The following is a 17,264-nucleotide window of genomic DNA, read 5'->3' as shown; positions in this document are numbered from 1 at the left end:
ATCAATGTGCCCAGCAATGCCACAGACAACGAGGCCCTGAAATGCATTTTCATGTTTGCGATCCCTCATCACTACAACTTCCAATAGAATAGATATTTTGTTACCAAAATTGTCAACACCTCTACTAATCAAACGCTAACTAGGTGATCGGAAACGATTGAACACGGACAATAGTGAGTGCATTACACACTTTCCCCCAAAACACTGATTTACAGTCGTTTCCAAGAACCTGCCGGGGTCACCACTCACTTTGATTTAAGTTCTTCTAGCCATTTAACATAATGTCAGAAGTACTAGAATGCTCGAGAATATATTGCGCGTTGGGCAGATCATTTGACTGAACTTTTCGCAGGGCATCGGATTCAGAATATCCGTGGTCAAGCCAGCGTTTTAGCAATCGTCGTTTTATCTCCTCCAATTGTGGGGAAATGCATATGCTCACATCAAACATTGACTTTAGCGCTGACCAAGGCTCTTCATCTAAAAAAAGATAATTGCCTTCGATAATTACGATCCTATTTTCAGAACTTACCGTCAGCTTATTGAACACAACTTTATCTTGAGAACGGTCAAATTCAGGAACTTCGACAAGTTTTTCAGCGTTCCTGATTTGATTTACCAGTTGGATAAAGCCCTCGGCATCAAATGTGAAATGTGCACCTTTGCGTTCGAGCACACCCCTTTGTTCCAACACATCGTTAGGCAGGTGAAATCCATCCATAGGAACAACAACAGAATTATTAATATTCTGACAAAGGGATTCAGCCAGTGTCGACTTCCCCGAGGCTGGTGGTCCAGCAATGCCAACTATAAAACGCTGTTTATCTTTTGCCAGCTCCAATATATGCGATTTCAGCTCAGGAAGTTCCATATTCAATTAAGCAATTTCTGGCTCTTTTGCGCCTGTCATAAATGCAACAGCATCCGACATTGTATAGTCTTTCGGATTGATAACGCACAAACGTTTGCCAAGTCTGTGAACATGAATTCGATCAGCAACTTCAAAGACCTGTGGCATGTTGTGTGAAATAAGCACAATTGGGATGCCCTTTGATTTTACATCTTGGATCAGTTCCATGACTTTTCGCGATTCTTTAACACCAAGCGCCGCCGTCGGTTCATCCATGATGATAACTTTTGAACCAAATGCCGCCGCGCGCGCAACGGCAACGCCTTGTCTTTGCCCACCGGATAAAGTCTCAACAGCCTGATTGATATTCTGGATTGTTAAAAGTCCCAACTCGGAAAGCTTTTCCCGTGCAATCTCTTCCATTTTCTTGCGGTCAAGGCGTCTGAATAAATCACCCATAATGCCGGGCTTGCGCAATTCACGGCCCATAAACATATTATCAGCGATTGATAATGCAGGCGACATGGCAAGCGTTTGATAAACTGTTTCAATTCCATGTTCCCGCCCCTGAATAGGGGAGGTAAAATGTACCGATTTTCCATCAAGGAATATCTCGCCTTCATCTGGCGTAACAGCACCTGAAACAGCCTTAATAAGCGTTGATTTACCAGCACCATTATCGCCGATAACCGCAAGAATTTCACCCGGGTACAGATCAAAATCACAATGATCAAGTGCTGTCACTTTGCCGTATCGCTTAACAAGATTACGACCGGTGAGAATTGGTTCCATATGCTTATCTCCCATCATCCTGCTACCTTTCTGATCCATTGATCCAAGGAGGCTTTGCCGACAACCCGGCAGATGGGTTTCCCATCAAGAGGGTGGACCACTTCTAACATAATCATCCTGCCACCTTTCTAATCCACTGATCCAGAGCTACGGCACCAATAATCAAAGCCCCTATAAGCAGGTAAGTCCATTGTGCGTCTGCGCCCAGAAGTCTCAGCCCCAAAGTGAACACACCAACTATGAGCGCGCCGAATAGCATACCCAAAATGGAGCCTCTACCACCAAAGAGTGAAATACCACCAATCACCACCGCCGTGATAGATTCAATATTTGATAATTGCCCTGATGTGGGGGAAACAGAACCAATGCGACCGATAAGTGCCCATCCCGCAAAGGCACATATAAGACCCGCAAGGGCATATACCGAGATAAGCGTGCGTTTCACCCGAACGCCAGAGAGTTCAGCCGCATCAGGATCATCACCAACGGCATAGACATGCCGTCCCCAGGCAGTTTCCCTCAGCATATAAGCAAGCAGGATAATCAACAGAACCATGAAGATTACGCCATAGGTAAAGACAGCGCCTCCGACCTTAATTTTCTCACCGAAGAAATGCAGCAACTGAGCATTCTTGGCGATATCCTGACTTCGGATAGTTTCATTAGCGGAATAAAGGAAATTTGTTGCAAGAATAATTTGCCACATTCCAAGCGTTACAATAAATGGAGGAAGCTTCATCACCGCGATCAACCAACCATTTATGTACCCGCAAATCGTTCCGACCGCCAGACCAGCTGCGACCGCAATTTCTACAGGCAAACCATAGCGAAAGGTAAATTGCCCCATGACGACGGATGATAAAACCATGATCGCGCCGACGGATAGATCAATACCGGCGGTTAAAATCACAAGGGATTGCGCAGCACCAACAATCCCGACAATCGCAACTTGCTGAAGGATCAAAGTTAATGCAAACGGGGAGAAAAATTTCGATCCCAGTAAAATTCCAAAAATAGCTATAGAAATAACAAGTACGATAAGGGGTACCGCAGATGGGGTTTGATGTAAAAACACATGCAACCGATGGGCAAACCCTTGATGGTCTTCGCTGAAATCAGCAACTGACTGCGGGCTATCTTTAATAACTTTTTCAAAATCTTGAGGTTCAGTCATGTTGGTACCTATCGTGATTTCGGTAAATTTAGGTCAAAAATTAGGACGGCCTGTTATTTTCGCGTTAACGGGCCGCCCTATAGATGATCACATAATATACTTAAGAGCAATTAGCCCCAGCAACGATCCATGCCTTCCTGAACATTAATTGACTCAACGCCATCAACTGCTTGATCTGTCACCAATGCAACACCTGTGTCAAAGAAATCTTTTCCTGGTGTCGGCGCAGGCTTCGTCCCATCTTTTGCCCATGCAGCAATTGCCTCAATACCAAGAGATGCCATTAGCAACGGATATTGTTGCGATGTTGCACCGATGATACCATCTTTAACGTTGGCAACGCCCGGGCACCCACCATCAACAGACACAATCAGAACATCATTTTCACGACCAATTGATTTAAGTGCTTCGTAAGCACCAGCAGCAGCAGGCTCATTAATTGTGTAAACAACATTGATCATTGGATCTTTTGCAAGAAGGTTCTCCATGGCTTTACGACCACCTTCTTCATTACCTGCGGTCACGTCATTGCCAACGATGCGCGAATCTGTTTCATCGCCCCATTTATTAGGATCGCCAAGATCGATACCAAAACCTTTGAGGAAGCCCTGATCACGCAGTACGCCAACAGACGGTTGGCTTACAGCCAAATCAAGCATTGCAATCTTCGCGTTCTTTGCTTCCATGCCAAGTTTAGCAGCAGCCCATTGGCCGATAAGTTCGCCAGCAAGGAAATTATCTGTTGCAAATGTAGCATCGGCTGAATCAATTGGCTCAAGCGGAGTATCAAGTGCAATAACAACAAGACCAGCATCACGGGCTTGAGTAACTGCCGTTACAATTGAAGATGTATCAGATGCAGTTAAAAGGATACCTTTCGCACCATCTGCAATACACGTTTCAATAGCTGCAACCTGAGTTTCATGATCGCCATCAACCTTACCAGCAAATGATTTTAATTCGATGCCAAGCTCTTCAGCTTTCGCAGTTGCACCTTCTTTCATTTTAACAAAGAATGGATTCGTATCTGTTTTAGTAATCAAACACGCGCCAACTTTATCCATTGCAAATGAACTTGTTGCAGACATCGCTGTAAGTGCCAATGCAGCAAGACTTGCCTTTATAATTGATTTTTTCATATCGATTCCTCCCGAAAAATCATAACCGGCCAAAAACCACTTTCAGCCGTGATGGATTGAACAAATTTAGACAGCCCGCAGGTCATCATTCTGCTCTTCCTTTTCACAAATAAACACAACAAAATACGACTTGTCAATTAATAAATCCAATTGATTTATTAATTGATCTGCGTAATAGTAGTAATAAACCATAGCAAATGATTGGACGAGAAGTATCAGGGTATTTATAAGAATTGGAATGAGGAAATAAATTGTCTTTTGTAGAACAACAACCAATCCAAAAAGCAGCTGATCCAAGCGGTGGAGCCAATCAGGTGCGCGTCCGCGCTTACAACGAGCGCCTCGTTCTATCCCTCGTGCGGCGCCATGGCAGTCTTCCAAAATCAGAAATTGCAAAGCGCTCAGGATTAACACCTCAGACCGTATCTGTGATTATGCGCAGCCTTGAGAAGGATGGGTTACTTTTAAAAGGCACACCACAAAAAGGAAAAGTCGGGCAACCTTCTGTTCCCATGTCACTTAAACCTGATGGGGCATATTCAGTTGGCTTGAAAATTGGCCGCAGAAGTGCAGATTTAGTTTTGGTTGATTTTCTCGGTAGAGAACTAGGCAAACTGACATCCACTTATCAATATCCCCTCCCACAGGACATTTTGAAATTTGCTGACGCTGGCATTAAACAATTATGTCAGCATTTTAGCTCAAAACAGCGAAGCAGAATTTCAGGAATTGGCGTTTCAATGCCATTTGAGCTTTGGAATTGGGCGGAGAAAATAAACGCGCCACAAAATGAAATGGACGCGTGGCGTAACTTTGATTTCAAAGTCGAGTTATCTTCACTCTTTTCATATCCGATATTCATACAAAACGATGCCACAGCCGCATGTGGTGCAGAGCTCGTTTTTGGTCACGGGTTAGAGCTTAGTGATTTCGTTTATTTCTTTATCGGCACATTCGTTGGTGGCGGCATTGTTCTAAATCACTCAGTATATTCCGGTCGTACAGGCAATGCGGGCGTCTTTGGACCAATGCCGGCAATTGATGAGAATGGCAAGATTACGACGCTGATCGATCACGCCTCGATTTTCACATTAGAAAAAAAACTTCAATCCGAAGGCATTGATCGTTCACCCCTTTGGCATTCTGCCAAAGCGTGGGACGGTCTTGGAATCTTCTTAGATGACTGGATTGAGAACACAGCGCGCCATCTGGCTAGAGCTATCGTTGCATCATGCGCGGTTATAGATTTTGAAGCCGCTATAATTGACGGAGCATTTCCCTCACAAATCCGACATCGAATTGTGGAGGCCATAAAGATAGAATTAGAAAGCCTTGATACGCGCGGCCTGAATAGCCCAAATGTTCTTGAGGGAATAGTCGGGCATAACGCACGCGTAATTGGTGGCGCCTGCCAACCGTTACTATCAAAGTTCCTGCTTAATCAAAATGTACTATTCAAGGAAATGACTTGAGGTTTTCTGAGTGTTTCACCAAGTCACGACACCCTTAAAATACTGAACTCAATCGAGATTTTGAAGTTTTTGCAACGCGGAAACAGCCGTCCGATAATCACCTTCACCTAACCGATCTATTAGGTGCTGATTAAAAATCAAGGCGGCGTCAGACAGCTCTTTATAAACTTTTGTCCCAAGATCAGTCAGTGAAAGGTACTGAATTCTGCGATCCCTACTGTCGAAAGATCGAGATATCCAGTTGCGCTTCTCGAGCTTGAAAACAGCGCGTGACACGGTGGTTTTATTGAGTTTGGAGGCTTCACTTATCTCGGTAAAATTTAATATATCTCCTTGGCCGAGATGCGCAAAGACACGCCATTCATCTCGCGTGATATCATATCGATCTCGATATATTTTAGCAAAGGATTGGCTTAACACTTCCGAAGCTTGATAAAGCTCAAATGGCAAGAAGGAACTAAGTTCAAATTCAGATATTCCTAATTTCTTCATGCTTTCTCAATCCAAATCATACGATTACGAAGTGTGAACTTGTTCCGGCTGAGCACGAACAAAAGCATCCAGTTCCCCACATGCAGTTGCAAGGCTAATTATATTCGGACAATCAGAGTAATCTACATTCCATCTATCTGCATTATAGAGCTGCGGGATAAGGCAGATTTCTGCAATGCCGGGCTTTCCGCCGTCGATAAATGGCGTCAACTTTATGTCGGATAACAAAGATTCAAAGGCATATAAACCTTTAGATATGAAATGTTCCATCCAATCTTCCCGTACATTTTCCTGCTCTGGCAATATCTGTGAAACATGAGCAACAACACCCAAATTACAAACAGGATGAACATCAACAGCCAAAACGTGTGCAAGTGCGGTTACCTTTGCTCTTTGTGCAGCATCTTCCGAATATAAAAATAACCCACGTGTTTTGCGTAAATAATCGAGTATAGCAAGTGACTGCGTAAACTGTTGTCCATCAATGTCGAGAACAGGCACCAGACCTTGCGGGTTTCTACTCAGGTGTTCATCTGATTTATGATCCTTCTTTAAAAGATCAACAGAGACCGTTTTATAATCCAATTCAAGAAGATTAAGTGCAATACGCAACCGATAACTGGCGGATGAACGCCAGTAATCATATAGTACGATCTCACCCATATTTTTGTACAACTTGCTCAATTGCGCCGAAGATGGATGCCCCATTTCGATCCTTCATTTCGATACGAACCGTATCACCAAACTTCATAAAGCTCGTACTTGGCTTGCCATCATTGATTGTCTCGATCATGCGGATTTCAGCAATACAGGAATAGCCGACACCACCGTCTTTGATCGGAGTGCCCGGTCCATCATCTAGCTTGTTTGAAACTGTACCTGATCCGATGATCGCACCAGCACCCAACGGGCGAGTTTTAGCAGCATGTGCGATGAGAGTCCCAAAATCAAATGTCATATCAACACCCGCATCTGCGCGTCCAAATGGTGCATCATTATAGTCAACGCATAAGGGTAGATGTACTTTTCCATCTTTCCAAGCATCACCTAATTCTTCTGGCGTTACCGCAACTGGAGAAAATGCAGATGATGGCTTTGATTGGAAAAAGCCAAACCCCTTGCCAAGTTCAGCCGGAATTAATCCCCGCAATGAAACATCATTTACAAGCATAATCAGACGAATAGATTTTGCCGCTTCTTCTGGTGTCGCGCCCATGGCAACGTCATCAACCACAACAGCCACTTCACCTTCCATATCAATGCCATGAGCTTCATCAATGGCTGAAATCGGGTCGCGGGGAGATAAAAATGTGTCTGAACCGCCCTGATACATCAAAGGATCTGTCCAAAAGCTAGGCGGCATTTCTGCATTTCGCGCTCTTCGAACCAATTCGACATGATTGACATAGGCTGACCCGTCTGCCCATTGATAAGCGCGAGGTAATGGCGACATAGCTTCATTCTCATGGAACCGCTGAACAGGTTGACCGCCTGTTTCTAGCCCTTGCGCAACGCGCTCCAATCTCGGAGCAACTGTCTGCCAATTATCTAAGGCAGATTGCAGAGTTGGCGCGATATGGCCAACTGTTGTGCACTGGGTTAGATCTTTGGATACGACAACAAGGACACCATCGCGGGTACCATTTTTTAACGTAGCTAGTTTCATATTCACAAATCCTATCGTGTTCTTAGACGTCTGGTTTATTTTGTGCCCGGAGTGCCATCAAATTTCTTCTCAATGTCATTCCAGCAATCTTGATATGTATCTTGTATCGGCGCTTCTTGCGCGGCAAATTTAGTTAGATGTTGAGGGAAACGAGTTTCAATCATGAATGACATCGTATTATCTAGTTTTTCAGCTTGCAACTCTGCATTTGTAGCACCTTCAAATGCCGGAGCATCCGGACCATGAGGTAACATCATGTTATGCAAGCTCATCCCGCCTGGAACAAATCCCTCAGGCTTGGCATCATAAATCCCATAAATATTACCCATAAGTTCCGACATGATATTCTTATGATACCATGGCGGGCGAAACGTGTTTTCAGCAACCATCCAACGTTCACGGAAAAGAACGAAATCAATATTTGCCGTTCCTTCAACACCAGATGGCGCGGTCAAAACAGTAAAAATTGACGGATCTGGGTGATCAAACAAGATCGCCCCAACCGGACTAAATGTTCGTAGGTCATATTTGCACGGCGCATAATTACCATGCCATGCAACAACATCTAAAGGTGAATGGCCAATTGTTGTTTCATGAAATTGGCCACACCATTTTACGATAACTTTCGAAACAACATCTCGATCTTCAAATGCTGCAACTGGCGTTTTAAAATCTCTTGGATTTGCCAAACAGTTAGCTCCAATTGGACCACGATTAGGCATATCGAATTTCTGACCATAATTCTCACATACAAATCCACGCGCCGGACCTTCAAGCACTTCAACACGATAGACAAGTCCTCTTGGCAGAATTGCAATTTCCTTTGGCTCTAAATCAATAATCCCCAACTCCGTTGCAAAACGCAGGCGCCCTTCTTGAGGTATCACGAGAAGTTCGCTGTCGGCGGAATAGAAATATTCGTCCGTCATCGACTTCGTGGCAAGGTAAATATGTGCAGCCATACCAACTTGGGTGTTCACATCACCAGCAGTTGTCATAGTGCGCATACCTGTAACAAATGTTGTATCTTGCTCAGCATGGGGAACCGGATTCCACCGATATTGACCAAGACTTATAACATCCTCTTCAATAGTCGGAGCCGATTTCCAATATGGCATATTAATTTTGTTAAATTTGCCTGTATGTTTAACCGAAGGTCTGATGCGATAACACCAGGTTCGTTCATTTTGGCCACGAGGTGCTGTAAATGCCGTACCGGAAAGCTGTTCTGCATATAAACCATATTCGCACTTCTGCGGGCTGTTCATCCCTTGCGGCAACGCGTTCGGCAGCGCTTCGGATTCAAAATCATTACCAAATCCAGGCATATATTCCATTATATTCGAATGCGACATAGCTGCTTCCTCATTTCGTTGCATATGTAACTATAACAAATGTAACTAGTAAAGTACAAGCATTTTCATATAATTTGGCGATCATCGAATGGACGTCAGGAATTTATCCAAGTGTACAGTGGATTTACATATGCAAGATACAACGTGTAGCCTACAAATCTTGCGAGATGAAATCTGTTATGAGATTGAGCCCGGTCCACATCTCATGAACCCCCTCATTTTTCAATATCTTCTCAATATCTGCTTCTCTCTTTGCAAAGCGGGGCTTTAAAATTTGCAACAGTTTTGAACCTTCAGCAGTATGAGCGAGGAATTTTTTTCTCTGATTGCCAGGAACGGCGCGGTATTCAATATAATTCTTCGCGACAAGGTCTTTAGCTGCCCGACTTATTTGTGCACCGTCGATAAGCATAACGCGGCTGAGATCTGACAGAGTTATTTCCTCAAAAATATCAATGATAACAAGCATGCGGTAACCGGTAAGATTAATATTAGAATCCTCAATCAAAGACTGCCCATGATGCTCAAGCATTTTGCTTAACCGCGCCAATTGAAAAGTTTTCAGCGACTCCAGTTTCTTAACTTTTTCAAGTTGCCTATTTAAATTATCACTTGTGAGATTCATTTCCGGGGCCTCAATATACCTTGTCATCCACTATAATTCTGCGAGTTATGCAAATGGCTATCTTATGTGTAACCATCAACAAGAATGGATTAAAGCAAAATTTAATACATTGTTACATGTATTTCACATCATTAATCTTGACTTCGCATGATTATTTGCTAATTTAATCTCATCTAGCTTCTCAACAAACCATTTGAAGCAATCACCAACCCGCGGGCCGGGAACGTTATTTTTGCGCTGGATGGGCACGGATCCACGCTTACAATATTAGGTGTAGATCATGGGTCCATTTCCTCACGACGCTCCAAAAGCAAAAATTGATGAACTAAACATTGCAGGCACCGATGGTTTTGAATTTGTAGAATTCGCCCATCCGGAAAAAGACAAACTTGAACCATTGTTTCAATCAATGGGGTTTGTCGAAGTTGCTCGGCACAAAACAAAAGATATTTCATTATTTCGTCAAGGTGATGTGAATTACATCGTCAATCGCGAACCAAACACACCCTCATCCCGGTTTGTTGAAGAACACGGCCCTTGCGCACCATCTATGGCTTGGCGCGTTGTTGACGCACAAAACGCGTTAAAATGCGCTAAGGATTATGGCGCAGAAGAATATACAGGTTCTGATAAAACCATAGATGCGCCAGCTGTTTATGGCATCGGTGGTTCACTATTGTATTTCATAGACGAATATGATGAAGGTCGCTCGCCTTATGATAAGGACTATAACTGGATATCTGAACGCGACCCTAAGCCAGAAGGTGCAGGTTTTTTCTATCTGGATCACCTTACGCATAACGTAATGCGAGGTAATATGAATACGTGGTATAAATTTTATGACGAAGCCTTTAACTTCAAAGAAATACGATTCTTTGATATTAAAGGTAAGCTTACTGGCCTCACCAGTCGCGCATTGACATCACCTTGCGGGAAAATTCGTATTCCAATCAATGAAAGTTCAGACGATACAAGTCAGATTGAGGAATACCTGAAGGAATATAAAGGTGAAGGCATTCAGCATATCGCCATCGCCACAAACGATATTTACCAAGGTACCGACACGCTTGCAGCCAATGGTGTCAAGTTCATGCCCGGACCTCCTGATCTTTATTATGCAAAATCACATGACCGTGTGAAGGATCATGAAGAACCTTTAGATCGCATGAAAAAACACGGCATTCTTATTGATGGCGAAGGTGTGGTCAACGGAGGCGCAACGCGCATTCTGCTGCAAATTTTCTCCAAAACCGTAATCGGCCCGATCTTCTTTGAATTCATTCAACGCAAAGGTGACGATGGCTTCGGTGAAGGCAACTTCAAGGCACTGTTTGAATCTATTGAAGAAGACCAAATTCAACGCGGCGTTTTGGCAGCCGAATAAAACTGATGTCGGATGCATGGAAAAGTTACCCCAACGCGCCTGCATCCGGCACTGATATCTGCAATTTCTCAGATGTCGAAAATCAAAATACACTAACAATAGATCTGGATGGATTTCCGCTCCTGATCGTTCGGAAAAATGAACGATTGCATGTGTTTGTCAACGCATGCCCGCACCAATATCTGCCTCTTGATTACAAAGGTGATAAGCTGCTTTCTTCTGATGGAACTATGCTACGCTGCACCAATCACAGCGCAAGCTTCGATATCGAAACGGGTGAAGGCGTTGAAGGATTGGGTGTTGGCTGCAACCTTGATATCGTGCCTGTTCGTGTTATTAACAATCGAATTGTCATCGAAGAGTGAAGACCTAGATTACAAAAAGATCCATACCACCATCAAAAAATCAGTTAATCGGAAATTTAATGTTTGAATCATTGCCCGCATCTGCACCCGATAAAATTTTGGCTCTAAACGCGGCTTACCGCGAAGACCCGCGAAGTCATAAGTTGGACTTAGGTGTCGGTATCTACAAAGATGAAAGTGGGAATACGCCGATCATGCGTTCGGTTCAAACAGCGCAAAACAGATTACTAACCGAGCAAAAAACCAAAGCGTATTTGGGCCTCGACGGTGATCGCATATTTAATCATCTAATTACCCAAACAGCTTTAGGTGAAGACTATGACACGGATCGCGTGCGGACAATGCAGACCCCCGGCGGGTCTGGTGCGCTTCGCATTCTTGCAGATGTTTTATCAACTGCACGTGCTCATGCTGGTAATCGCACTGATGCAACAATATGGGTTTCTGATCCAACATGGGCAAACCATGCACCGATCCTAAAAGCCGGCGGCCTGACGATTAAAACTTATCCATATTTTGATACCAAAACAGGTTTGGTTCGATTTAATGCGATGATGGAATGTCTTAAAAAGGCACCTGAAGGCGATATTATTCTCTTACACGGCTGTTGCCACAATCCAACCGGTGCAAATTTAACTCTTGAACAATGGATTGAACTCTCCAAAGTTCTCGTTTCACGCAATCTATTTCCCTTTGTTGATATTGCTTATCAAGGCTTTGGTGATGGCTTGGAAGAAGATGTAGCCGGGTTGCGATATCTTATCTCTCAAGTCCCAGAAATGACCATTGCATTAAGTTGTTCCAAGAACTTTGGCGTTTATTGCGACCGCGTTGGAGCCGCCATTATTTTATCCCGAAACTCTGCACAGGCAAGCTTGGCAGGAAGTTTGATGAAATCCACCGCAAGACAAAACTACTCCATGCCCCCAAACCATGGTGCGGCAACTGTTCGAATGATACTTGAAGATCAGGAACTTAAAACAGGTTGGCAACAAGAGCTGGAGAGTATGCGGACGCGTATGTTAGATCTACGAACAGCACTGACGCGAGCACTTCGACTTCACTCAAACTCAGATCAGTTTGACTTTTTGGCAACCCAACGCGGAATGTTCTCAAGGCTTCCGCTTAGTCCAGATCAAATCGATTGGCTGCGTTCAGAATATGGAATTTATATCATTGGTGATGGTAGAATAAATATCGCAGGTTTGCCAGATAATGGGCCAGATGGTGGGCTTGATAAACTGGCACTACATATCGTCAACGCATTGAATATAAATATAGATAGATAACAAAATCCTAAACTATACAATTTTAGTCCACTTTAGAATTATTCTAAAGTATTGTTTTATTTGTGTTTTTAAATTATCCTAATTGACTCCAGTTGATATTTGCAATTATACATGACTGTATTAGTCTACTTATAAATTGCATCTTTAATGTTTGGGCCTTTAACCCAATCAATTGGAGTAAAATAAAATGCCCACCCATTTACATGAATCAACATGTCCGTTCGAGTGCTCCGCCGAGCAACTTGTTTTGTTCGGTTATCGCAATTGGTCTTACGGCTATAGACATCATTCAGAAATCCATATTCAAGAAAGTTGGGCACTTCACACCAAGCATTTAGACAACATCTCTCAGGCAAAAGAAGTTCTGGATGCTTTAATCCTATTCGTGAATGCACTGTCAGAATGCGCATCCTGTCCACTTAGAAGCAAACCAACAGATCAACATTCCGTAACACGTGAAGAAGGTCTGATTTTAGGCCTCATCTCAGCTATCCAGAATGGGAATGACCATGTTGCAGAAACTTGTCTTAATCAACTTACCTGCGCTTCTCGCTGTTGGGAACTTTCCCATGCCGCAGAACGATATGCCATCACTTTGCGAGCGCTCAATCAAAAACTTCAACCAATACCAATGAGCTTAATCGAACAATTACTTCTCTCACATCAAAACGTTTCAATCCATTAGGGGAATATCATGAAACTTAATACCCGCACGTTCTCTCTCGTGCTTTCTACATCTATCATCACAGGAATGGCCACAACAGCATTTGCTGATGGACATGAGCATTCAGCGGAAGCCGTAGTATCTCATTATGCAGACATAGCTTTAGCCAAATTTGAAGATTCACTTACAACTGCAAAAACATTAGATACAGCTATTGCAACATTTCTTGCAAAGCCGAACGACGTTAACCTAAACGCTGCCAAAAAAGCGTGGATTGCATCACGTGTGCCTTACCAGCAAACTGAAGTATATCGTTTCGGCAATGCTATTGTTGATGACTGGGAAGGCCGTGTAAACGCCTGGCCACTAGATGAAGGCCTCATTGATTATGTGGATGCAGGTTACGGAACCGAAAGCGATGAAAATAATCTCTACACTGCTAATGTGATTGCAAACGCGAAAATTTCGATCAACGGCGAAATGATCGATGGAACAAACATCACGCCGAAGTTTTTATCTGACACATTGCAAGAAGCAGGTGGCATTGAAGCAAATGTTGCAACAGGTTATCACGCAATAGAATTCTTGCTTTGGGGCCAAGATCTAAACGGCACTAATGCTGGCGCAGGTGCACGACCTGCAACTGATTTCAGTGTTGAAAATTGTACAAATGGAAATTGTGATCGCCGCCGCGAATATTTAACATCCGCGTCCAAACTCCTAATTGCTGATCTGGAAGAAATGGTTGGCAACTGGACAACAAAAGGCGCTGCTCGTTTAGCTCTTTCTGAGCAAGATGCGAACGCTGGCATCTCAACAATTTTAACTGGCATGGGCTCGCTGTCTTATGGCGAACTGGCTGGTGAGCGTATGAAGCTTGGTCTTTTGCTTCATGATCCAGAAGAAGAGCATGATTGCTTTTCTGACAACACGCATAATTCCCATCTTTATGATGCTGTCGGCATTCAGAACGTCTATCTAGGAACATACACACGTATCGATGGAACCATTGTCGAAGGTCCATCACTCTTGGACTTTGCAATGCATAAAGATGCAGCAACTGCCGAAGAACTGAAAGAAAAACTTTCTGCAACAATTACGGCAATGCAGGCAATGGCTGATCGCACTAACCTTGAAGCCTACGACCAGATGATTGGCGAAGGTAACAAAGAAGGTAACGCAGTTGTACAAGCGGCCATTGATGGACTGATCGATCAAACAAAATCCATTGAACGCGTCATCACATCATTAGATTTAGGCACGATTGAACTGGAAGGTTCAGACAGTCTTGATAACCCAAATTCAGTTTTCCAGTAGGATTGAAATTGAATTGTTAAACAAACAGGGAAGCACTATTGCTTCCCTGTTTCCACAATAAGGTCGTAGGCGCATGCCCAATCAAAATAGAAATTCTTATTTCCGTTTGCCGCACATTTTCGTTGCGGCTTTTTGCATTTCAACTCCGGCTCATGCACAAATTGCAGTTGAACGCGATGACTTATCCGATAAAGATCGAGCCCGTGTTCAAGAAATTGTAAAGCCAACAACCGACTTTTCAAAAGCGGAGAACTTTGAGGTTAAACAAGGCGGTGCGGGCACGTCGATCAAAAAAGTGAACCGAGATGCATTTTCACATTTCTCCGCCAACATCACATTCAAAGAAGAAGAGACTTTCAAACTCGGTAATGCACTATTTCGCAAGTTATGGGTGTCGTCACCATCATCAACCCAGGCATCCGATGGCTTGGGACCACTTTTCAATGCGCGAGCCTGTCAGTCTTGCCACATAAAAGATGGCAGAGGGCATCCGCCGGAAGGTGATACAGATGCAACATCTATGTTTTTACGCCTTGCAAAATCCCCAACAACAAAATTGGAAGAACAAGAACTCAAAGACTTTGTGCGAACAACCTTTCCAGATCCAACATATGGCGGCCAACTTCAAGATTTAGCCGTGCCCGGACTGGATGGCGAAGGCCAAATGAAAATCACTTATGAGAATGTTATTGAAAATTTTGCCGATGGTGAATCAATAACACTACGCAAACCGAGTTATGAAGCGATTAATCTCAATTATGGCCCACTTGACCCACATACAACATTATCACCGCGTGTAACCCCACAGATGATTGGCCTTGGCCTTCTAGAGGCAATCCATGAAAGTGATATTGTTAACAATGCTGACCCAGATGATCAGAACAATGATGGCATCTCAGGGAAATATCAAATCATTGGCGATGGTAACGGCAATCGAATTCTTGCCCGTTTTGGCTGGAAAGCAGAAATGCCAACGATACGACAACAAAGTGCAGGTGCATTTGCAGGAGACATTGGGATTTCAACTCCTGACAAGCCAAATAACCATGGCGACTGCACGGATGCGCAAACACAATGTTTGGCAATGCCTCATGGAGAACAAGCACGCCTTGGGGTCGGGGAAGCTCCTGATGAAGTCCTTAGTCTTGTAACATTTTATTCTCAAAATCTGGCTGTCCCAGCCCGTCGCAATGCAGAAGATATGGACGTATTAACTGGTAAAAAGCATTTCTACGACCTCGGTTGCGCGTCATGTCATCGCCCCAAATATGTGACATCACGAAACGCAGAAAACAAAGCACATCAATTCCAATTAATATGGCCATACACAGATTTGCTTCTACATGACATGGGCGAAGGGTTGGCCGATGGTCAACAGGTTGGCATTGCCAATGGTCGGGAATGGCGCACACCACCATTATGGGGAATTGGGTTAACTAAAACCGTCAATGATCATACTTTTTTCTTGCATGACGGTCGCGCCAGGAACCTTACCGAAGCAATTGTCTGGCATGGCGGCGAAGCGGAAACTGCGAAAAATAAATTCTTGGAGCTTGATAAATCAGCGCGGGATAATCTTATAAAATTCTTGGCTTCGTTGTGATGCAGATATTTATTAAATGTGTTGCGTCTTTAGGGATATTGCTAACCACACAACAGGCTATTGCGGCACCCACGACGGACCAGGTTAAATCTGTCATGCGGCAAACCATTGAGGATGTCGTGCGCCCTGCCTATCAAGATTTTGGGGCTCAGACGGAGCTTTTAGAAAACCAAGTTTCTCAGCTATGTACTTCACCCAATAATGCGGCTCTATCTACTGTGCAGAACCAATTTACAACAACGGCACATTCGTGGGCAAGTATTGAACTATTTCGATCTGGCCCGGTCATGGACAAGAATCGACTGGAACGCGTTCTCTTTTATCCAGATAGAAAAAGTACAGGGCTCAAACAGGTACAAAGGCTAGTTGCTAAAGGTGATTTGACCACAGTTGCACCGGATATCATTGACCAAAAGAGTGTTGCGGTTCAAGGTTTAGGTGCTTTGGAGTTTTTATTATTTGGCACTGGGCACTCAGAGCTTTCTACGAAAGTAAATTCATTCCGCTGTCAATTTGCAGCCAGCGTTACAAATAACCTTCATTCTATAGCCACAGAATTACAAACCAAATGGAATAGCGAGTATTCGGAGCAATGGATCAATACCGGGCAAAAAAATTCTGTTTTCATCAATGATCAAGAGGCAGTTATTGAGCTTTTAGGCACCGTTGTTCATGGATTAGAAGCAATAAAAGACATTCGCCTGAAAGCATTTTTACGCGAGGAACAACAAAGAGATCGTCCAAAATCAGCATTGTTCTGGCGTTCGGAAAACACACTTTCCATGATGAAGGCCAATCTTGAATTTATCCACTCGCTGCTACGCGATGGTGGGCTATATTCACTGGTTAGCAAAAACAGCCGCATTGCTGACCAGATCGAGTTCGAATTGAAACAAAACAAAAAAGCCATCAACGCAATTGAAGGACCATTACTTGAAGCCCTCAAAGATCCAGCGCTCCGCAAAAAACTGGTGTATTTTGGGACCAGTCTCACATTTGCAATCGACCGTATCGATCAGCAATTTGCACAAGAGTTGGGTCTAAGTTCCGGTTTTTCATTCTCAGACGGTGACTAGT

At 43.7% G+C, this 17,264-nt stretch carries 17 protein-coding genes; 8 read left to right on the top strand and 9 right to left on the bottom strand.

Annotation, left to right across the window (positions count from 1 at the left end; genetic code table 11):
* Positions 1-265 precede the first annotated feature (265 nt).
* From G3W54_RS18115 to G3W54_RS18100, 4 genes are all read right to left on the bottom strand, one after another.
* Positions 266-871 carry a hypothetical protein gene (locus tag G3W54_RS18115; RefSeq protein WP_244628006.1) on the bottom strand — a complete coding sequence of 202 codons (606 nt, stop codon included), beginning with the start codon at positions 869-871 and terminating at the stop codon, positions 266-268.
* A gap of 6 nt (positions 872-877) precedes the next feature.
* Entirely contained in the window at positions 878-1,642 is a 765-nt protein-coding gene (locus G3W54_RS18110) for an ATP-binding cassette domain-containing protein (protein WP_162654699.1), read from the bottom strand.
* 112 nt (positions 1,643-1,754) lie between these two features.
* Positions 1,755-2,816 carry an ABC transporter permease gene (locus G3W54_RS18105; RefSeq protein ID WP_162654698.1) on the bottom strand — a complete coding sequence of 354 codons (1,062 nt, stop codon included), beginning with the start codon at positions 2,814-2,816 and terminating at the stop codon, positions 1,755-1,757.
* A gap of 110 nt (positions 2,817-2,926) precedes the next feature.
* Positions 2,927-3,955, bottom strand: coding sequence for a sugar ABC transporter substrate-binding protein (locus G3W54_RS18100; protein WP_162654697.1), 1,029 nt, complete (start codon positions 3,953-3,955; stop codon positions 2,927-2,929).
* A 251-nt stretch (positions 3,956-4,206) separates the two neighbouring features.
* Here G3W54_RS18100 and G3W54_RS18095 point away from each other — a divergent pair, with 251 nt between their 5' ends.
* Positions 4,207-5,427: an ROK family transcriptional regulator gene (locus tag G3W54_RS18095; RefSeq protein ID WP_162654696.1), complete on the top strand. Its 1,221-nt coding sequence runs from the start codon at positions 4,207-4,209 to the stop codon at positions 5,425-5,427.
* Between the two features lie 48 nt (positions 5,428-5,475).
* Here the strand turns inward: G3W54_RS18095 and G3W54_RS18090 are convergent, their stop codons facing one another.
* From G3W54_RS18090 to G3W54_RS18070, 5 genes are all read right to left on the bottom strand, one after another.
* Positions 5,476-5,919, bottom strand: coding sequence for a MarR family winged helix-turn-helix transcriptional regulator (locus tag G3W54_RS18090; RefSeq protein ID WP_162654695.1), 444 nt, complete (start codon positions 5,917-5,919; stop codon positions 5,476-5,478).
* Between the two features lie 24 nt (positions 5,920-5,943).
* Complete coding sequence (maiA, locus tag G3W54_RS18085) at positions 5,944-6,582, bottom strand: maleylacetoacetate isomerase (protein ID WP_162654694.1); 639 nt, start codon at positions 6,580-6,582, stop codon at positions 5,944-5,946.
* The gene (locus G3W54_RS18080; RefSeq protein WP_162654693.1) at positions 6,575-7,585 is read right to left on the bottom strand and encodes a fumarylacetoacetate hydrolase family protein; all 1,011 of its coding nucleotides are present in this window, start codon (positions 7,583-7,585) and stop codon (positions 6,575-6,577) included. The genes maiA and G3W54_RS18080 overlap by 8 nt, the downstream gene beginning before the upstream one ends.
* A 35-nt stretch (positions 7,586-7,620) precedes the next feature.
* Entirely contained in the window at positions 7,621-8,940 is a 1,320-nt protein-coding gene (gene hmgA / locus G3W54_RS18075) for a homogentisate 1,2-dioxygenase (protein WP_244627992.1), read from the bottom strand.
* A gap of 151 nt (positions 8,941-9,091) precedes the next feature.
* A complete protein-coding gene (locus tag G3W54_RS18070; RefSeq protein ID WP_210253526.1) occupies positions 9,092-9,472 on the bottom strand; it encodes a MarR family winged helix-turn-helix transcriptional regulator in 381 nt (126 codons plus the stop codon).
* 373 nt (positions 9,473-9,845) lie between these two features.
* Between G3W54_RS18070 and hppD the strand changes: the two genes are divergently transcribed.
* The 7 genes from hppD to G3W54_RS18035 all read left to right on the top strand — a co-directional run bounded on the left by hppD (position 9,846) and on the right by G3W54_RS18035 (position 17,263).
* The gene (gene hppD / locus G3W54_RS18065; RefSeq protein WP_162654690.1) at positions 9,846-10,949 is read left to right on the top strand and encodes a 4-hydroxyphenylpyruvate dioxygenase; all 1,104 of its coding nucleotides are present in this window, start codon (positions 9,846-9,848) and stop codon (positions 10,947-10,949) included.
* A gap of 5 nt (positions 10,950-10,954) precedes the next feature.
* Entirely contained in the window at positions 10,955-11,314 is a 360-nt protein-coding gene (locus tag G3W54_RS18060; RefSeq protein WP_162654689.1) for a Rieske 2Fe-2S domain-containing protein, read from the top strand.
* A 59-nt stretch (positions 11,315-11,373) separates the two neighbouring features.
* Positions 11,374-12,603, top strand: a complete 1,230-nt coding sequence (locus G3W54_RS18055) for an amino acid aminotransferase (protein ID WP_162654688.1) — start codon at positions 11,374-11,376, stop codon at positions 12,601-12,603.
* 187 nt (positions 12,604-12,790) lie between these two features.
* Positions 12,791-13,288: a hypothetical protein gene (locus G3W54_RS18050; RefSeq protein WP_162654687.1), complete on the top strand. Its 498-nt coding sequence runs from the start codon at positions 12,791-12,793 to the stop codon at positions 13,286-13,288.
* A 66-nt stretch (positions 13,289-13,354) separates the two neighbouring features.
* The gene (locus G3W54_RS18045) at positions 13,355-14,584 is read left to right on the top strand and encodes an imelysin family protein (RefSeq protein WP_244628005.1); all 1,230 of its coding nucleotides are present in this window, start codon (positions 13,355-13,357) and stop codon (positions 14,582-14,584) included.
* A gap of 73 nt (positions 14,585-14,657) precedes the next feature.
* Positions 14,658-16,187, top strand: a complete 1,530-nt coding sequence (locus tag G3W54_RS18040) for a di-heme oxidoredictase family protein (protein ID WP_162654685.1) — start codon at positions 14,658-14,660, stop codon at positions 16,185-16,187.
* On the top strand, positions 16,187-17,263 hold the full coding sequence (locus G3W54_RS18035) for an imelysin family protein (protein ID WP_162654684.1): 1,077 nt from the start codon (positions 16,187-16,189) through the stop codon (positions 17,261-17,263). Before G3W54_RS18040 ends, G3W54_RS18035 begins: the two co-directional genes overlap by 1 nt.
* The last annotated feature ends 1 nt before the right edge of the window (position 17,264 follow it).

Source organism: Lentilitoribacter sp. Alg239-R112, assembly GCF_900537175.1.
Lineage (GTDB): Bacteria > Pseudomonadota > Alphaproteobacteria > Rhizobiales > Rhizobiaceae > Lentilitoribacter.
The sequence above is the reverse complement of the archived record's forward strand: the minus strand, read 5'-3'. Positions and strand labels throughout refer to the sequence as shown.

Bases quoted from the DNA above. Each gene is read 5' to 3' on its own strand.
- G3W54_RS18115 (WP_244628006.1), bottom strand. From the start codon at position 871: ATGGAACTTCCTGAGCTGAAATCGCATATATTGGAGCTGGCAAAAGAT.
- G3W54_RS18110 (WP_162654699.1), bottom strand. From the start codon at position 1,642: ATGGAACCAATTCTCACCGGTCGTAATCTTGTTAAGCGATACGGCAAA.
- G3W54_RS18105 (WP_162654698.1), bottom strand. From the start codon at position 2,816: ATGACTGAACCTCAAGATTTTGAAAAAGTTATTAAAGATAGCCCGCAG.
- G3W54_RS18100 (WP_162654697.1), bottom strand. From the start codon at position 3,955: ATGAAAAAATCAATTATAAAGGCAAGTCTTGCTGCATTGGCACTTACA.
- G3W54_RS18090 (WP_162654695.1), bottom strand. From the start codon at position 5,919: ATGAAGAAATTAGGAATATCTGAATTTGAACTTAGTTCCTTCTTGCCA.
- maiA (WP_162654694.1), bottom strand. From the start codon at position 6,582: ATGGGTGAGATCGTACTATATGATTACTGGCGTTCATCCGCCAGTTAT.
- G3W54_RS18080 (WP_162654693.1), bottom strand. From the start codon at position 7,585: ATGAAACTAGCTACGTTAAAAAATGGTACCCGCGATGGTGTCCTTGTT.
- hmgA (WP_244627992.1), bottom strand. From the start codon at position 8,940: ATGTCGCATTCGAATATAATGGAATATATGCCTGGATTTGGTAATGAT.
- G3W54_RS18070 (WP_210253526.1), bottom strand. From the start codon at position 9,472: ATGCTTGAGCATCATGGGCAGTCTTTGATTGAGGATTCTAATATTAAT.
- hppD (WP_162654690.1), top strand. From the start codon at position 9,846: ATGGGTCCATTTCCTCACGACGCTCCAAAAGCAAAAATTGATGAACTA.
- G3W54_RS18060 (WP_162654689.1), top strand. From the start codon at position 10,955: ATGTCGGATGCATGGAAAAGTTACCCCAACGCGCCTGCATCCGGCACT.
- G3W54_RS18055 (WP_162654688.1), top strand. From the start codon at position 11,374: ATGTTTGAATCATTGCCCGCATCTGCACCCGATAAAATTTTGGCTCTA.
- G3W54_RS18050 (WP_162654687.1), top strand. From the start codon at position 12,791: ATGCCCACCCATTTACATGAATCAACATGTCCGTTCGAGTGCTCCGCC.
- G3W54_RS18045 (WP_244628005.1), top strand. From the start codon at position 13,355: ATGGCCACAACAGCATTTGCTGATGGACATGAGCATTCAGCGGAAGCC.
- G3W54_RS18040 (WP_162654685.1), top strand. From the start codon at position 14,658: ATGCCCAATCAAAATAGAAATTCTTATTTCCGTTTGCCGCACATTTTC.
- G3W54_RS18035 (WP_162654684.1), top strand. From the start codon at position 16,187: ATGCAGATATTTATTAAATGTGTTGCGTCTTTAGGGATATTGCTAACC.